This window comes from Pseudomonas sp. NFIX28 (assembly GCF_900107395.1).
Classification (GTDB): Bacteria; Pseudomonadota; Gammaproteobacteria; order Pseudomonadales; family Pseudomonadaceae; genus Aquipseudomonas.
Window position 1 is genome coordinate 193,653 of the sequence record NZ_FNPW01000005.1, and the last position, 16,625, is coordinate 210,277.

13 protein-coding genes are annotated in these 16,625 nt (G+C 63.0%); 7 read left to right on the forward strand and 6 right to left on the reverse strand.

Translation table 11 applies throughout. From position 1 onward, the window contains the following. Nucleotides 1-66 precede the first annotated feature (66 nt). A complete protein-coding gene (rsgA, locus tag BLV20_RS12010) occupies nucleotides 67-1,098 on the forward strand; it encodes a small ribosomal subunit biogenesis GTPase RsgA (protein WP_053259419.1) in 1,032 nt (343 codons plus the stop codon). An 87-nt stretch (nucleotides 1,099-1,185) separates the two neighbouring features. On the opposite strand, the gene motB is transcribed toward rsgA, so the two are convergent. Both motB and motA read right to left on the reverse strand, forming a co-directional pair. Further along, the gene (gene motB / locus BLV20_RS12015; RefSeq protein WP_092301498.1) at nucleotides 1,186-2,226 is read right to left on the reverse strand and encodes a flagellar motor protein MotB; all 1,041 of its coding nucleotides are present in this window, start codon (nucleotides 2,224-2,226) and stop codon (nucleotides 1,186-1,188) included. Between the two features lie 3 nt (nucleotides 2,227-2,229). Next, nucleotides 2,230-3,081, reverse strand: coding sequence for a flagellar motor stator protein MotA (gene motA / locus BLV20_RS12020; protein ID WP_007921402.1), 852 nt, complete (start codon nucleotides 3,079-3,081; stop codon nucleotides 2,230-2,232). Nucleotides 3,082-3,247: 166 nt separating this feature from the next. Here motA and BLV20_RS12025 point away from each other — a divergent pair, with 166 nt between their 5' ends. From BLV20_RS12025 to asd, 3 genes are read left to right on the forward strand one after another with little or no spacing between them, the layout of a single operon-like run. After that, nucleotides 3,248-4,786 carry an HDOD domain-containing protein gene (locus tag BLV20_RS12025; protein WP_092301501.1) on the forward strand — a complete coding sequence of 513 codons (1,539 nt, stop codon included), beginning with the start codon at nucleotides 3,248-3,250 and terminating at the stop codon, nucleotides 4,784-4,786. A 43-nt stretch (nucleotides 4,787-4,829) separates the two neighbouring features. Further along, on the forward strand, nucleotides 4,830-5,645 hold the full coding sequence (gene rhdA / locus BLV20_RS12030; protein ID WP_092301504.1) for a thiosulfate sulfurtransferase: 816 nt from the start codon (nucleotides 4,830-4,832) through the stop codon (nucleotides 5,643-5,645). Nucleotides 5,646-5,662: 17 nt separating this feature from the next. Beyond that, nucleotides 5,663-6,523 carry an archaetidylserine decarboxylase gene (asd, locus tag BLV20_RS12035; RefSeq protein ID WP_092301507.1) on the forward strand — a complete coding sequence of 287 codons (861 nt, stop codon included), beginning with the start codon at nucleotides 5,663-5,665 and terminating at the stop codon, nucleotides 6,521-6,523. Between the two features lie 148 nt (nucleotides 6,524-6,671). On the opposite strand, the gene BLV20_RS12040 is transcribed toward asd, so the two are convergent. Beyond that, entirely contained in the window at nucleotides 6,672-7,625 is a 954-nt protein-coding gene (locus BLV20_RS12040) for a LysR family transcriptional regulator (protein WP_092301510.1), read from the reverse strand. Between the two features lie 126 nt (nucleotides 7,626-7,751). Between BLV20_RS12040 and BLV20_RS12045 the strand changes: the two genes are divergently transcribed. Next, a complete protein-coding gene (locus tag BLV20_RS12045; protein WP_092301513.1) occupies nucleotides 7,752-8,927 on the forward strand; it encodes a M20 aminoacylase family protein in 1,176 nt (391 codons plus the stop codon). A gap of 17 nt (nucleotides 8,928-8,944) precedes the next feature. Then, a complete protein-coding gene (locus BLV20_RS12050; protein ID WP_092301517.1) occupies nucleotides 8,945-10,255 on the forward strand; it encodes an MFS transporter in 1,311 nt (436 codons plus the stop codon). A 90-nt stretch (nucleotides 10,256-10,345) separates the two neighbouring features. On the opposite strand, the gene serB is transcribed toward BLV20_RS12050, so the two are convergent. Further along, on the reverse strand, nucleotides 10,346-11,560 hold the full coding sequence (gene serB / locus BLV20_RS12055) for a phosphoserine phosphatase SerB (protein ID WP_092301520.1): 1,215 nt from the start codon (nucleotides 11,558-11,560) through the stop codon (nucleotides 10,346-10,348). A 134-nt stretch (nucleotides 11,561-11,694) separates the two neighbouring features. On the opposite strand from serB, the gene BLV20_RS12060 reads away from it, so the two are divergent. After that, the gene (locus BLV20_RS12060) at nucleotides 11,695-13,239 is read left to right on the forward strand and encodes an AhpA/YtjB family protein (protein ID WP_092301523.1); all 1,545 of its coding nucleotides are present in this window, start codon (nucleotides 11,695-11,697) and stop codon (nucleotides 13,237-13,239) included. Nucleotides 13,240-13,474: 235 nt separating this feature from the next. Here BLV20_RS12060 and BLV20_RS12065 read toward each other — a convergent pair whose 3' ends face one another. Together BLV20_RS12065 and parC are read right to left on the reverse strand one after the other, a co-directional pair. Then, nucleotides 13,475-14,185, reverse strand: coding sequence for a PqiC family protein (locus BLV20_RS12065; RefSeq protein ID WP_092301526.1), 711 nt, complete (start codon nucleotides 14,183-14,185; stop codon nucleotides 13,475-13,477). A 179-nt stretch (nucleotides 14,186-14,364) separates the two neighbouring features. Beyond that, a complete protein-coding gene (gene parC / locus BLV20_RS12070; RefSeq protein ID WP_092301529.1) occupies nucleotides 14,365-16,623 on the reverse strand; it encodes a DNA topoisomerase IV subunit A in 2,259 nt (752 codons plus the stop codon). Nucleotides 16,624-16,625: the final 2 nt, after the last annotated feature.

Consider the following 16,625-nt stretch of genomic DNA (forward strand, 5'->3'; position numbering starts at 1 on the left):
GACCTGCCGGCGTGCTAAACTCGCGGCCGTTTTACCTAACCGCCGCATTATCGACACGGAACACCAATGGCCAAACGCCAGCTCAATCGTCGCCAAAACTGGCGCATCGAAAAGATTCAAGGCGAACGCGCCGCCCGCGCCGCCAAACGCGAGTCCTCTGCCGTGGAAGCGCTGGAAGGCGGCGATCTCGGCCCCGAACAGACCGGCCTGGTGATTGCTCACTTCGGCGTGCAGGTCGAGGTCGAGGCGCGCGAAGGCGAGCTGGCCGGCCAGGTGTTCCGCTGCCACTTGCGCGCCAACCTGCCGGCGCTGGTGACCGGCGACCAGGTGGTCTGGCGCCCGGGCAACCAGGGCATTGGCGTGATCGTCGCGCAACTGCCGCGGCACACCGAGCTGTGCCGCCCGGACAGCCGCGGCCAGCTCAAGCCGGTCGCCGCCAACGTCGACATGATCGTGATCGTCTTCGCCCCGCTGCCCGAGCCCCATGCCAACCTGATCGACCGTTACCTGGTGGCGGCCGAACATGCCGGCATCCGCCCGCTGTTGCTGCTCAACAAGTTCGACCTGATCGACGAGCAGAATGCCCCGGCGCTGAACGCCTTGCTGGCGGTCTATCGGCAATTGGGCTATCCGGTGCTGGAAGTCTCGGCCCACCACGGCAATGGCATGGAACAGCTGCAAGCCCAGTTGGATGGGCGGATCAGCGTATTCGTCGGCCAGTCGGGCGTGGGCAAGTCGTCGCTGGTGAACAGCCTGCTGCCGGAAGTCGAGACCCGTGTCGGGCCCTTGTCGGAACTGTCCGGCCAGGGCACCCACACCACCACCACCGCGCGCCTGTTCCACTTCCCGGGCGGCGGCGAATTGATCGACTCCCCCGGCATTCGCGAGTTCGGCCTGGGCCACGTCAGCCGCGCCGATGTCGAGGCGGGTTTCATCGAGTTCAACGACCTGCTGGGCACCTGCCGTTTCCGCGACTGCAAGCATGACCGCGAACCGGGCTGTGCCTTGCTCAAGGCCCTGGAAGACGGGCGGATCCAGCAGCAGCGGATGAACAGCTATCGCTCGATCATCGCCAGCCTGCCGGACAGCAGCTATTAATAGGCAGCGCCAAGCAGAAACAAAAAAGGCCGCGATGATCGCGGCCTTTTTCATGGGCCCTCTTTTATAGAGGCCCGTTGCTAGCGGTTACTGCGCAGCTGGAGGCGTAGCGGCGGGTGCAGCCGCGCCTTCGGTCTTCGGTGCTGCGTCTTCGAAGATATTCAATCGCTCGCGCAGTTCATGGGCCGGCAAAGGCTCCTGCTCTGGCGGCAAGGCGTTCGGGTCGACCGGCACTTCGCCCGGGGCACCCTGGCCCTGGGTTGGCGCCGCAGCCTCGGGGGCAACTTCGCCTTCGATCGCGCGCTGGGCCTTCTTGGTCAGCACCACGATGTCGATACGCCGGTTGATCGGGTTGAACGGATCCTTGCGATCGAACAGCGACGAAGAGGCGTAACCCACCACGCGCGCCACCTGGCCATCCGGATAGCTGCCTGCCACCAGCGCGCGACGCGCGGCGTTGGCACGGTTGGCCGAAAGCTCCCAGTTGCCGAAGTCGCCAGTGCCCGAATATGGCTTGGCATCGGTGTGCCCGCTGATGCTGATCTTGTTCGGCACCGCCTTGATGGTGTCGGCCATGGCCAGCAGGATGTCCTCGAAGTACGGCTTGAGGCGCGCACTGCCGGAGTCGAACATCGGCCGGTTTTCCGAATCGATGATCTGGATGCGCAAGCCGTCCGGAGTGATCTCGAACAGGATCTGGTCCTTGAACTTCTGCAACTGCGGGTTTTCCTCGACCTTGTTCTGCAGCTCCTGCAGCAACAGTTCCAGGCGCTCCCTTTCAACCTGCTCGGCCATGCTTTCGACCTGGTCGGTGTCGACCGTGACCTTGTCCGGCTGTGGCTGCGACTTGATCTCGGGGTTGAGGGTGTTTTCCGGTGCCAGCTCGGGAGAACCGCCCAGGTCGATAATGTAGGGCGTGCCGCTTTCCGAGAAGCCGATCGGGTCCTTGAAGTAACCGGCGATGGCGATCTTCTGTTCCGGGGTGGCGGTGGACAACAGCCACAGCACCAGGAAGAACGCCATCATTGCCGTGGCGAAGTCGGCGAAGGCGATCTTCCACGCCCCGCCGTGATGCCCGCCGGCAAAGCGCTTGACGCGCTTGATGATAATCGGCTGATTGTTTTCCATGGCTTAGCGACCGCGAACCGCTTGTTCCAGCTCGGCGAAGCTCGGACGGTGCGCCGGGTACAGAACCTTGCGCCCGAACTCCACGGCCAGCGATGGCGGCATGCCGGAAGCCGAGGCCACCAGGGAAGCCTTGATGGCCTCGTAGACGTTCAGCTCTTCCTTGGCATCGTGTGCCAGGGAATGGGCCAGCGGGCCGAAGAAGCCGTAGGCCGCGAGAATACCGAAGAAGGTACCGACCAGCGCCGCACCTACGTGCAGGCCGATGGATTTCTGGTCGCCATCGCCCAGGGAGGCCATGGTCACCACGATACCCAGTACCGCCGCAACGATACCGAAGCCCGGCATGCCGTCGGCGATGCCGTTGACCGCATGGGACGGATGCTCGAGATCTTCCTTGAGGCTGAACAGCTCCATGTCGAACAGGCCTTCCAGCTCGTGGGGAGCCATGTTGCCGGAAGACATGATGCGCAGGTAATCGCAGATGAACGCGGTCATGCGTTCGTCCTTGAGCACCGACGGGTACTTGGCGAAAATCGGGCTGGCGGCGGCGTCTTCGATATCGCCCTCGATCGCCATCATGCCTTCGCGGCGGCTCTTGTTGAGGATCTCGTAGATCAGGCCCAGCACTTCCAGGTAGAAGGTCTGGGAAAAGCGCGAACCGAACATCCCCAAGGACTTCTTGAGTACATGCATGGTCATGTAGCCAGGGTTCGCCTGCAGGAACGCCCCCAGAGCGGCGCCGCCGATAATCAGGACCTCGAAAGGCTGGATCAGGGCGGCAATTTTGCCGTGAGAAAGCACGTATCCGCCGAGCACGCTCGCGAACACGACGATGATGCCGATAATTTTAGCCATAGGTAGGAAAGTACTTATTGAGTCGGGTTCAAGGTCATATTCGGAAGTTCTTAAAACTCTTCTTCTACTTATCGGCAAAACTGCGCCAGACTATAGGCCGTTAAGGCGAAAAGCCAGTTTGGCCCGCTCTGGGCGTGTTTACAGCAGACGATGATTGCGCCCAGCCATGTCTAATGAAACGACAGTCCCAACTACCGCCCCCCACTCCCTCGAATCCTGGATAAAGCTGCTCGACGCGGTTCGCTTGCCAGTGCCGCAAGCCAGCCATGACCGGGTCTGCAAAGCCATCAGGGACAATCGCAGCTCATTGCGCGACATTGCCGACCTGATGCAGGACAGCCCCGCGCTGGCCTTGAGCGTGATTCGCGAAGCCAACCGTCACACTCACGGCAGCATGGGCGAGCCGGCCGAGAACCTCGAGATCGCGCTCAACCGCCTGGGCCTTACGCGCACCGAAGAGTTGCTCGCCCGCCTGCCCGCCCAGCCCGAACAGGAAATTCCGCTCGGGCTGCGCCAGCTGCAATTGGTCAGCCAGCACGCGACCCAACAGGCCAACGGCTTTTTCGCCGGGCGCCTGGCCAGGCTCTGGCAGGACATTCACTGGGGCAGCCTGCTGTTTCTTTCGCCGTTGTGGCCGTTGGCGCTGACCTATCCAAAACTGCTCGAAGAATGGGAGCTGCGCGTCGTCCACAAGGCCGAACCAGTCCAGCAGGTCGAGCAGGAATTGTTCGGCGTCGGCCTGCTTCAGCTGTGCCAGGCACTGGTCGAGGTCTGGCATCTGCCGATCTGGGTGCTGCAAGGCTACCGCCTGCTGATCGACGAGCAGGACCAATTGGTCAAGGCCCTGCATATCGCCCGGGACAACGCCCATCCGCTGCACCAGCGCCAATGCCTGGATGCCGACCCGGCCCTGCAGCGCTGGCTGAACCAGCCGGCCAACAGTGTGTTGCTGGCCAATGCCCTGGCCCTCTCGGCGCAGGAGTCCTGGAACGGCCCGCACTGCATGCGCTGGCAATACCTGACCAGCCTGTACCTGCAAATGCCGATGGATGAGCTGCAACAACAGCTGCACCAGCAAGCCGTGCAGAGCGCCCGGCATCACCACATGCCCGACCTCTGGCACCCGGCCGAGGCTTTGCTTTGGCCTTGGGAAGCCCGGCGCGTGCATCGCGGCGAGCTCCCGGTTTCCGCGCCAACCGCCGAAGACCTGGCCAGATGGCGCAAGCAGTGCAGCGAGCTGCTGGCGGAACCCAGCCGCTTCAGCAATGCCATGCACCTGACCACCTTTGCCCGCGACGCGCTGGTAGCCTGCGGCATGCGGCGGGTGATGCTGCTGATGGTCGATCGCACGCGGACCCAGTTGCGCGTGCATCAAACCGCCGGGCTGCCCGCGCCCGCCATGAACCTGGCTTTGACGATCGACCAGAGCAGCGTATTGCAAAGACTGCTGGAGGCCCCGGCGCAAGTGCGCCTGACGCCGGCCAACAACGCCCAGTTCTCCTCCCGCCTGCCCGCGAGCCTGCGCACATTGTTTCGTGGCGAACACCTGCTGATGCGCTCGGTGCCGAGCAATGGCCGCGTGATCATGCTGATCGTCGCCGACCAGGGCGGCCAGCCGTTCTCGGAAGTCTCTGTGCAAGCGTTCGGCAAAACCGCGCAATGCATCGAAAAGGCCCTGCACAGCTTTACCAACCGCAGCCGCTGACGCTTGCGCTACAATCCTTCCCTTTGTGCCCTGGAGACCTCACATGCCTGACTTCTCTGGCTTGCCGCTGGTGATCGAGCCGAGCGACCTGCTCCCTCGCCTGGACGCCCGCGAACTGATCCTGGTGGACCTGACCAGCGCCGCTCGCTATGCCGCGGGCCATATTCCCGGCGCGCATTTCGTCGACCCCAAGCGTACCCAGCTCGGTCAGGCACCGACTCCCGGGCTGATGCCGCCACAGGCAGCCCTCGAAACCCTGTTCGGCGAGCTGGGGCATAACCCGGATGCGGTCTACGTGGTCTATGACGACGAAGGCGGCGGCTGGGCCGGGCGCTTCATCTGGTTGCTGGATGTCATCGGCCACTCCCGCTACCACTACCTGGACGGCGGGCTGCTGGCCTGGCTGGCCGACGGCCTGCCGGTCTCGATCGAAGTCCCGGCGGCCGTCGGCGGCCCTGTCGCCCTGACCCTGCACGATGAGCCGACCGCCACCCGCGAATACCTGCAAAGCCGTCTTGGCGCGGCCGACCTGGCAATCTGGGATGCTCGTGGCCCGCTGGAATATTCGGGGGAAAAAGTCCTCGCGGCCAAGGGTGGGCACATTCCCGGCGCGATCAACTTCGAGTGGACGGCGGGCATGGACCCGGCGCGCAGCTTGCGGATCCGCAGCGACATGCCGCAGATCCTGGAACAACTCGGCATCAGCAAAGACAAAGAAGTGATTACCCACTGCCAGACTCACCACCGCTCTGGCTTCACCTATCTGGTGGCCAAGGCGCTCGGTTATCCGAGAGTCAAAGGCTATGCCGGTTCCTGGGGCGAATGGGGCAACCACCCCGACACTCCCGTAGAGATTTAAGGTTTTAAGGACAGTTAATGAAAAAGCGTTTGTTTATCCTCAGCCAGTACCTGCTGCCTCACCACCTGCTGTCGCGCCTGGCCGGCTGCATCGCCGAATGCCGCGTGCGCTGGTTCAAGAATGCCTTCACCGCCTGGTTCGCCAAGCGCTATCAGGTAGACATGTCGCAAGCACTGGTGGAAGACCTCACCGCTTACGAGCACTTCAATGCCTTCTTCACCCGCGCCCTGAAAGACGGTGCCCGCCCGCTGGACCAGACCCCGGGCGCTATCCTCAGCCCGGCCGACGGCGCAGTCAGCCAGCTCGGCCCGATCGAACATGGTCGGGTATTCCAGGCCAAGGGCCACAGCTTCAGCGTGCTTGAACTGCTGGGTGGCGATTCGGCCCTGGCCGCACCGTTCATGGGCGGCGACTTCGCCACCATCTACCTGTCGCCGAAGGACTACCACCGCGTGCACATGCCGCTGGCCGGCACCCTGCGGGAAATGGTCTATGTGCCGGGGCGAATCTTCTCGGTCAACCAGACCACCGCGGAAAATGTTCCGGAACTGTTCGCCCGCAACGAGCGCGTGGTGTGCATTTTCGACACCGAACGCGGCCCGATGGCCGTGGTACTGGTAGGCGCGATGATCGTGGCGTCGATCGAAACCGTCTGGGCTGGCCTGGTGACTCCGCCGAAGCGCGAACTGAAGACCGTGCGCTACGACGAAGCCGCTCGTGCGCCGATCCACCTGGAAAAAGGCGCCGAACTGGGCCGCTTCAAACTGGGCTCCACCGCGATCGTGCTATTCGGTCCGAACCAAGTGCAGTGGGCCGAAACACTGGCCGCCGGCTCGCCGGTCCAGATGGGCCAGAGCCTGACCTCGGCAAACGCCTGAGGCGGTTGACCGCGCACTGAAGAGCGAGCAGCTCCAGGCGCGATGAAGCCCCGCCAGTTCGGGGAGTGCCCGAAAAAAGCCGCCGGTCTTTCGACAGGCGGCTTTTTTTTGCCCGTCGCAGGCTCCCGACGCAGTACCACTGGGGCCACTAGAACAACAAGCTCAGCATCTCGCTCAGGGCACGATCCGTCGGGTGCGACGAACGGCTTTTCTGCTTCAGGCTCTGTTGCAGGCAGTCGATAAAACACATCGCGGCATAACTGTGGGTATGCCCCTGATGACTGATGATGCCCATGGCCTGTCCATCCATCTCCTCGCGCAGCGACAAGGCTTGCACATGGGGCTGGAAGCCATGGCACAGCAACAATGGCTCCGGGCCGAAGCTCAACATGCCGGCTTGCAGCACCATGCTCGACAGCAGGGTCATCGAATGGGCACAGATCAATCGCTCGGGACCGATGCCTAATCCATGCCGACCGAACAACGAGTGCATCACCTGCTCATAAGTGACCGGGCTGTAGTTGACCACCCAGTCCTGCTCCAGCAACTCCTCCAGGGAACTGGCCCGCAACGCCGGATGGCCATGGCGGGCGAAGACCCGACAAGGGTGGGTCAACAACGGCTGGCAATGGAACTCCTGGGCGGAAATGCTGCTGAACAGCGGGCCGATGGCGAAGTCCATTTGACCATCCCGTAGCAGGGGCAAGGCTACCGCCAGCAATCCCTCGAACAATTCCAGGCGAATCTCCGGCATGCGCTGGCGAAACAACCGCACCACATCCGGCAACAGCGTTTCAGCCAGCCAGGGCGTGACCCCGACGCAAAGGCGCGCCGCGTGCTGGCCGCGCAAAGCGGCCAGTTCATCCTCGGCTCGCTCCAGTTGCCTGAGCACCTGCCGGGCATGCTTGAGCAGTACCCGTCCGGCATCGTTCAGCCGCGTACCGCCGGCATGGCGTTGTAGCAAGGGCAACTGCTGTTCAGCCTCCAGTTCGCGCAAGGTCTTGCTGACCGCGGCTTGCGACAGGGCCAGCGCCTTGGCAGCGGCGCGGATGCTGCCGTGCTCCGCCATGGCGATCAATGCCTGCAACTGATGGATCTTCATTGTTCCTCTCCCACCATCAACCAGAAGTGCTACTGACAACTTTTTTGCGCCTTCCCGGTGTTCTGGGTTGCTTCTAGTATCCCCAGGCCTAGGTCATAACCCCAACAATAAAAAGGAGACATCGTCATGGACGCGTCCGCCATCTTGCCCGGTATCCGTGAAATCACCCCATCCATGATCGCCCTGCGCCATGAGATCCATGCCCATCCCGAATTGGGATTCGAAGAGTTCGAGACCCGCGCCCAGGTGATTCGCTGCCTGCAGAATTGGGGCTACGACATTCACGAAGGGCTGGGGGAAACCGGCGTGGTCGGCACACTCCGCAATGGAGAAGGGCCCGCTATCGGCCTGCGCGCCGACATGGATGCCCTGCCGATCCAGGAAACCACCGGCCTGCCCTGGGCCAGCCGGGTCGAGGGCAAGATGCACGCCTGCGGCCACGACGGCCATACCGCCATGCTGCTGGCCGCGGCCTGGGACCTGGCCAAGCGCCGGCCTTTTCGTGGCACCCTGCACCTGTTCTTTCAGCCGGCCGAAGAAGGTCATGGCGGCTCCGGGGCCAAGCGCATGCTGGAGGATGGCCTGTTCGATCTGTTCCCCTGCCAGGCGATTTTCGCTATGCACAATATGCCGGGGGTGCCCCTGGGCAAGCTGGGCTTCCTGCCTGGGCCATTCATGGCCTCCACCGATACCGCCACCATCCGCATCCAGGCCACCGGCGGCCACGGTGCGATGCCGCACAAGGCCGTGGACCCGATCGTGGTCTGTGCCTCTCTGGTGATGGCCCTGCAAAGCATTGTGTCGCGCAACGTGCCTCCACTGGAGACGGCCGTAATCACTGTGGGGGCGATCATGGCCGGCGAGGCCCCCAACGTGATTCCGGATACCGCGCAAATGCGCCTGAGCATACGTGCCTTGTGCCCGAACATCCGCGAGCTGTTGCGTCAACGCATCGTGGCCCTGGCCGAGGCCCAGGCCGCGGGATTTGGCGCCCGTGCCGAGGTGGATTACGAGTATGGCTATCCGATGCTGGTCAATGATGTCGCGGCGACCCGGCTGGCCGAGGCAGTGGCGCGAGACTGGCTCGGGGAGGAAGGATTGGCGACGAACATGCAGCCGCTGACCGGCAGCGAGGACTTCGCCTTCTGGTTGGAGCAGGTACCAGGCTGCTACCTGATTATCGGCAATGGCGACGGCGAAGGCGGCTGCATGGTGCATAACCCAGGTTATGACTTCAACGACCAGGCCCTGCCGATCGGGGCAAGTTACTGGGTCAAGCTGGTAGAACGCTATCTGGCCTGACTCCGGGAGCACTTGCCATGACCGCTTTACAGGAAGCGCCGGCGCTCAATGCGTCGGCTCCCAGTCGGCGCGCAATTATCGCCATCACACTGGGCAACGCCCTGGAGTTCTACGACTTCATCGTCTACAGCGCCCTGGCCACCTTGATGGGGCGCCTGTTCTTTCCATTCACCGATGAACCCTTGTTGCAATTGATGCTGTCGCTGGCGGTATTTGGCACCGGTTTTATCAGTCGGCCCATCGGCGGCATCCTGATTGGCCTGTATGCCGACCGTCGAGGCCGCAAACCGGCGTTGCGACTAAGCCTTTGGCTGATGGCCATTGGTTCGCTGCTGTTAGTGATCGCCCCCACTTACGCCCAGGCCGGCCTGCTGGGCCCGTTGCTGGTGCTGCTGGCGCGCCTGGTACAAGGCTTTGCCGTGGGTGGCCAGGTCGGTGCGGCCACCTCCATGCTGATGGAGTACGCCAACGACCGAACACGCGGCTATTACTGTAGCTGGCAGCTGTTGAGCCAGGGCCTGGGGGTACTCTGCGGCACATTGGTGGTGGCGTTGCTGGGCGCAGTCCTGTCACCGGAAGCCATGGACAGTTGGGGCTGGCGGATGGTGTTCGCGGTCGGCGTGCTGACGATCCCGGTAGGTGAATACATTCGCCACCGGCTGGATGAAACTGCCGCCGTTAGCACCAGCTCGCCCCAAGGTGAGCCTGCGCCAGACCAGGAGCCGGCGGGGCCGTTGCTGCGCCAGCATTCGCGGCAGATTATCGCCGGAGTGTTAGTGGCGGTGGGAGCAACGGCACCGACCTTTATCATTAGCCACTACCAGGCCAACCACGCCGTGACCTTGCTCGGCATGCCCCTGTCGGTGGCGATCTGGGCGGCCTCGGCGTCGGCGCTGCTGACGGTGCTGCTGTCGGTCCCGGCGGGGCGACTGAGCGACCGGATCGGCCGGCGCCGATCGATCCTGCTGCCGCGGCTGGCGTTGCTGGCGCTGATCTACCCTGGCTTCCTGCTGCTGCATGCCATGCCTGGCTTGCCAATGCTGCTATTGGTAGTCAGCCTGCTGAGCGTGCCTTTGGTATATACCTCGGTACCCTCCCTTGCAGTGTTGCCGGAGCTGTTTCCACGCCGCATCCGTGCCAGCGGCATGTCCATCGTCTATTGCCTGGGAGTCATGGTGTTCGGCGGTTTTGCGCAGTTCTTCGCCTCCGGCCTGATCAAGCTCACGGGCGACCCCAGCTCGCCGGCCTGGTATGTGATGGCCTGCATTCTGTTGTCGCTGATCGGCCTGGCCATGGTGCCGGAAACCGCGGGCAAAGCCTTGGACTAAACCTCCCGCTGCCGGCCTGGAGAGCATCGGGCCGGCAGCGGACTCAGGTTCCGCGGTGCGCAGCCTGGCGACGGCGCACCTCCTACTAGATCAGCTTTGGCCGTCGCGATCGCGGAAGCCCAGCAGATACAGCACGCCATCCAGGCCCAGGGTGGAGATCGCCTGTTTGGCCGACTGCTTGACCAGCGGCTTGGCGCGGAAGGCCACGCCCAGGCCGGCGATCGCCAGCATCGGCAAGTCGTTCGCGCCGTCGCCCACCGCGATGGTCTGCTCCAGGCGCAAACCTTCCTTGGCGGCCAGCTCGCGCAGCAGATCGGCCTTGCGCTGTGCATCGACAATCGGCTCGACCGCCACACCGGTCACTTTGCCGTCGACCACTTCCAGCTCGTTGGCGAATACGTAGTCGATCCCCAGCTTGGCCTGCAACTGCTTGGCAAAGTAGGTGAAGCCACCCGAAAGAATCGCGGTCTTGTAACCCAGGCGCTTGAGTTCGGCGAACAGCGTCTCGGCACCTTCGGTCAGGCGCAGCGATGCGCCGATGGAGTCCAGCACCTTGATATCCAGGCCCTGGAGCAAGGCCAGGCGCTCCTTGAAGCTGGCACGGAAATCCAGTTCGCCGGCCATCGCCCGCTCGGTGATTTCCGCCACCCGGTCACCCACGCCGGCCGCCTTGGCCAACTCGTCAATGACTTCCGCCTCGATCAGCGTCGAATCCATGTCGAACACCGCCAGGCGGCGATTGCGACGGAACAGCGAGTCTTCCTGGAAGGCGATATCGACGTTCAGTTCCTGGGCCACGCTGAGGAACTCGGCACGCAAGGCCTGCGGATCGGCAGTTTCGCCGCGCACGGAAAATTCAATGCAGCCCTTGCCCTTGTCGGCCGGGGTGTCCAGCGGCATGCGCCCGGAGAGACGATCGATGTGGTCGATGTTCAAACCGTACTTGGCAGTGATCGAACTGACGCGCTGCAGTTGCTCGGCGGTGACCTTGCGGGTCAGCAAGGTGACGATATGGCGCTTCTTGCCCTGGCCACCGACCCATTGCTGGTAATCCTCTTCGGAAACCGGCGTGAAACGGACCTGCTGGTCCAGCTCATAGGCGGTGAACAGGATGTCCTTGAGCACCGACGAACTCTGCTCGTTATCCGGAATTTCAACCAGGATGCCGAACGACAGAGTGTCGTGAATCACCGCCTGACCGATGTCGAGAATATTCACACCACCCTGGGCCAGAACCCCGGTAATAGCCGCAGTGAGACCCGGACGGTCTTCACCGGTGATGTTTATCAGGACGATTTCACGCAAGGCGCACCCCCGCAGGTGGAAAAAAACCGCATTCTACCCACTTTCAGTGACCATCGGGCACAGCCAGCGCTTTGCCGGTCTAGGGCCTGTCGCTATACTGCGCCTCAACTTCACGGACAAAAGAGCCGAGCTCAGTGAACCGGCCCACGCCAGTTAAAACCGATAACTTCTTCCTGCTGATCTTCCGTGCGCTGCGCCACCGCCGCGTACCGATTGCATTGCGCATTGCCAGCCATAACGTGATCCTGGTCGCCCTGGCCCTGGTGATCTATGCCTGCGTGATGGGGCTGCAATTCAAGCAGGCCATGCACGAACAAGCCGACGCCCTGGGCCAGAGCCTGACCACCCAGACCGCGACCTCGGCCACCGAGCTTCTGGTGTCCAACGACATCCTCAGCCTCAACGTGCTGCTGAATAACCTGACCAAGAACCCGCTGGTTGCCCACGCGGCGATCTACAGCGTGGACAACCGCATCCTCGCCGAAGCCGGCCAGCGCCCGAAAAGCAGCCTGCTGGGCGAAACCGAAGGCGTCTACCAGACCAAGATCACCTTCCAGGACGTGACCGCGGGCAACCTGCGCATCAGCCTGGACATGGAACAGTTCCAGCAGCCGATGACCATCAGCCTGCAGAGCATGGGCATTCTCAGCGCCATCCTGCTGGCCCTGGCCCTGGCCTTGAGCCTGCGCCTGGGGCGGCACATCTCCACTCCGCTGATGCAACTGCGGGTCTGGCTGCGGGACATCGACGAACACACCCCGGCCACTCAGCGCCAGGACGAGATCGGCGACCTTGCGCGCCAGCTGCACGCCAGCTTCGCACCGGAGAAGGTCGAGCCGGAACCGGAACCGCAAGCCGAGATCGACGATAGCGACTACGACGACAGCGAAGACGCCGAGCCGACCTTCGAGGTGCGCAACCTGCGCGACCCGAGCTTCGATGAAAGCGCTCCGGTGGCTGGCCTCAAGCCCGCGCCACGGCACGTAGTCAGCGCCGAAGAAGACCTGGCCGACGATGAAGACCCGTTCGCCGACCTGCGCGACAGCTCGTCCACCGCGACCGCTACCAAGCCGATCGTCAAGACCGCCGTCCCGGCGCAGCCGCAACACAGCGCGGTGTTGGCAGTGCAACTGGGCGCCCAGGAACAACTGCGCCGCCTGCCGCGCGCGCGCCTGACGGAGTTGCTGGAACGTTATCGCGATTGCCTCGACCAGGCCGCCTCGCTGTACCAGAGCGAACTGCACACCCTGAACGACGGCAGCACGCTGATGCTGTTCCACAGCGAAGACAGCGGCGACGATTACCTGACCAACGCCATCTGCTGCGGTGAATTGTTGCGTGCCTTGGGGCATGCCCTGCAAATCGAAGTGGCCGACAGCGGCATCACCTTGCAGCTGCAACTGGGCCTGACTTTGGGCGATGAGCTGTTCGGCCTGAGCCAGATCGACCTGCTGCTGACCGAGACCGCCCAGGACGCCCTGGCACTGTCCCAGCACAGCCGCAACCTGCTGCTGGTCGAGCGCAAGATCAATGACGACGCCCTGATTCGCCAGCGCGCGCGCATTCGTCCGATCGCCAGCCCGGAAGGTGCCTGCTGCGTCGAACGCCTGATGGAGCCCTACCCGTCGATGCTCGAGCGGCAACTGGCGCGGATGCATGAGACCCGCGCCAAGCTGTAAGCCAGTCGCCCAACAAAAAAGCCCGCAGCGATGCGGGCTTTTTGTTGGGTGTTGATCGGCTGACGCCATCGCGGGTAAGCCTCGCACCTATCTGCTTCTGTAGGAGCGGCCGGTCGACGCTCGATTGCCCGCGATAGCAATCTGCAGAACACCGCAGAGCGCCCGAGCCACCGAACAACTCCCCAGAAACGACAAAGCCCGCTGATCAGCGGGCTTTGTCCTGGAACCACAACACTCAGAAGCGGAACACTTCCATATCCGTGCGGATAGGCGTGGCCATCGGAATCTTCGGCTTCTCCTGCTCGGCCGGCTTTGCCGCCGGTGCCGGCGCCGCCTTACGCGGTACCTCGGCTACCGTAGGCTGGTTGGCCAGTGGCTTGAGCGCTCCCGACAATTGCTCGGCCAAGCGCTGCAGCAATACGCCCTGGGCCTGGACCTGAGACGCGGTGGTGCCGGCATGCTGCTCTTGCAGATGAACGATACGGTTGTCGCGAACCTGCCCACGACGATCGATCAGGCGCCATTGCGCGTCCAGCACTGCCGGTTGCGAGGCACCCGAATCCAAGCGAGTGATCGACAGCAGCACCTGGACATCCGGGGTGAAGCCAGCACTCGCCGGCGCCAGCACGACCCGCTGGCTATCCAGCTGGCCGGCGACCTGGCGCAACAGCAATTGATCGATATCGGAAGACAGGCTGCCGGCCCAGCGACCATCGGTCGAAGCCTGCAGGCTGCCGTCGTTCTGGCGTTGCAGCAAGGTTTCACGTTGCAGATAGTCGGCAACCAGTACCGGCCCCAGCAATACGGCCATACCGGCACTTTGTGCCGGTTGAGCTGGACTTCCGCTGTCCAGCTGATACAGCGACACCGGCTGGTGCACGCTGCAGCCCGCCAGGCCAAGAACGCCAGCGAGCAAGAAAACAAGAGGAAGGCGCAGAGCAGTCATCATCCCATCCAGGTGGCGGCCACAAGGCTAGCCACAGTGTAAATACTCAAAATAACCCTGAATAACGCTCAGCCACGCCGGCGCTTGAAAGCGCATATCATCCGTGAATATGCGCCGTGACTCCAGTGCTGTAGCGTCGATCTACCGGTTAAATCGCAGATCGGACGCTCTACCCCGCATCAATTGAGAGTTTCTACCAACAACGCATCCACTCGCTGGAAGCCTCGCGGCAGTTTGTTACCCCGGCGACCACGTTCGCCCTTGTAATGCTCGAGATCATCGGCCTTGAGCGACAGGGTGCGTTTTCCGGCCTGCAACACCAATGTCGCGCCCTCGGGCAGCACCGCGATATCGGTCACGTATTCCTCGCGGCTGGCGACGCGCTCACCCGGAATCCCGATGATCTTGTTGCCCTTGCCTTTACCCAGCTGCGGCAGGTCGCTGATCTTGAACACCAGCAAGCGCCCTTCGGTGGTCACCGAAGCCAGCCAGTTCTGTTCGCGATCGCTCACCGGCCGAGGCAACAACACCTTGGCGTTGTTCGGCAGGCTCAACAATGCCTTGCCGGCCTTGTTCTTGGCTTGCAGATCCTCGCCCTTGACCACAAAGCCGTAACCCGCATCGGACGCAATCACGTACAGCGCCTCGTCGTCCGGCAACAGCACGCATTCGAAACTGGCGCCAGGTGGCGGCGTCAGGCGTCCGGTCAACGGCTCGCCCTGGCCGCGGGCCGATGGCAGCGTATGCGCCGCCACCGAATAACTGCGTCCGGTGGAGTCGATGAACACCGCAAACTGGTTGGAACGACCGATTGCCGAGGTCTTGAAACCGTCGCCGGCCTTGTAGGACAGGCCCGTGGCGTCGATATCATGCCCTTTGGCGCAACGTACCCAACCTTTTTCCGACAGAACGATGGTGACCGGTTCGGTCGGCATCAGCTCGTTTTCCGACAGAGCCTTGGCCTCGGCGCGCTCGACGATTGGCGAGCGGCGATCGTCGCCATAGGTTTCAGCATCCTGCAGCAATTCGGTGCGCACCAGCTTCTTCAGCTTGGCTTCGCTGTTGAGCAGGGCTTGCAGCTTGGCCTGCTCCTTGAGCAGCTCATCCTGCTCGGCGCGCAGCTTCATCTCTTCCAGGCGCGCCAATTGGCGCAGTCGGGTATCGAGGATGTAGTCGGCCTGCACTTCGCTCAGGGCAAAACGCTCGATCAACTTGGCCCGCGGCTGCTCCTCGGTACGAATGATGTGGATCACTTCATCCAGGTTGAGGTAGGCGATCAGCAAGCCGTCCAACAGGTGCAGGCGACGCTCGACCTTGTCCAGGCGGAACTGCAGGCGGCGGCGCACCGTCAGGACGCGGAACTCCAGCCACTCCACCAGCAAGGCGCGCAGGTTCTTCAGCTGCGGCTTGCCATCCAGGCCGATGATGTTGACGTTGACCCGGTAGCTGGATTCCAGCTCGGTGGTAGCGAACAGATGCTGCATCAGCTCGTCGGGGTCGACCCGGTTGGAGCGTGGAATGATCACGATCCGGCATGGGTGCTCGTGGTCCGACTCATCACGCAGGTCGGCGACCATCGGCAGCTTCTTGGCCTGCATCTGCGCGGCGATCTGTTCCAGCACCTTGGCGCCGGATACCTGGTGCGGCAGCGCGGTGACGATGATGTCGCCATCCTCGATGCGATAGACGGCACGCATGCGCACCGAACCGCGACCGGTTTCGTAGATTTTCAGCAGGTCCGCGCGCGGCGTGATGATTTCCGCCTCGGTCGGGTAGTCCGGGCCCTGGATATGCTCGCAGAGCTGTTCGACCGTGGCCTTGGGCTCGTCCAGCAGGCGCACGCAGGCGGTGGCGACTTCGCGCAGGTTGTGCGGCGGCACATCAGTGGCCATGCCCACGGCGATGCCAGTGGTGCCGTTGAGCAGGATGTTCGGCAAACGTGCCGGCAATACCAGGGGTTCCTGCAGGGTACCGTCGAAGTTCGGCCCCCAGTCCGCGGTGCCCTGGCCCAGTTCGCTGAGCAGCACTTCGGAATAACGCGACAGGCGCGCTTCGGTATAACGCATGGCGGCGAAGGACTTGGGATCGTCCGGCGCACCCCAGTTACCCTGGCCGTCCACCAGCGTGTAGCGATAGCTGAAAGGCTGCGCCATCAGCACCATGGCTTCGTAGCAGGCCGAGTCGCCGTGGGGGTGGAACTTACCCAGCACGTCACCGACCGTACGGGCGGACTTCTTGTGCTTGGAATCGGCATCCAGCCCCAGCTCACTCATGGCGTAGACGATACGCCGCTGTACCGGTTTCAGGCCGTCGCCGATATGCGGCAAAGCACGGTCCATGATCACGTACATGGAGTAGTTGAGGTAGGCATTTTCGGTGAAGTCAGCCAGCGATCGGCGTTCTACGCCATCCAGGCTGAGATCCAGGGAGTCGCTCATGC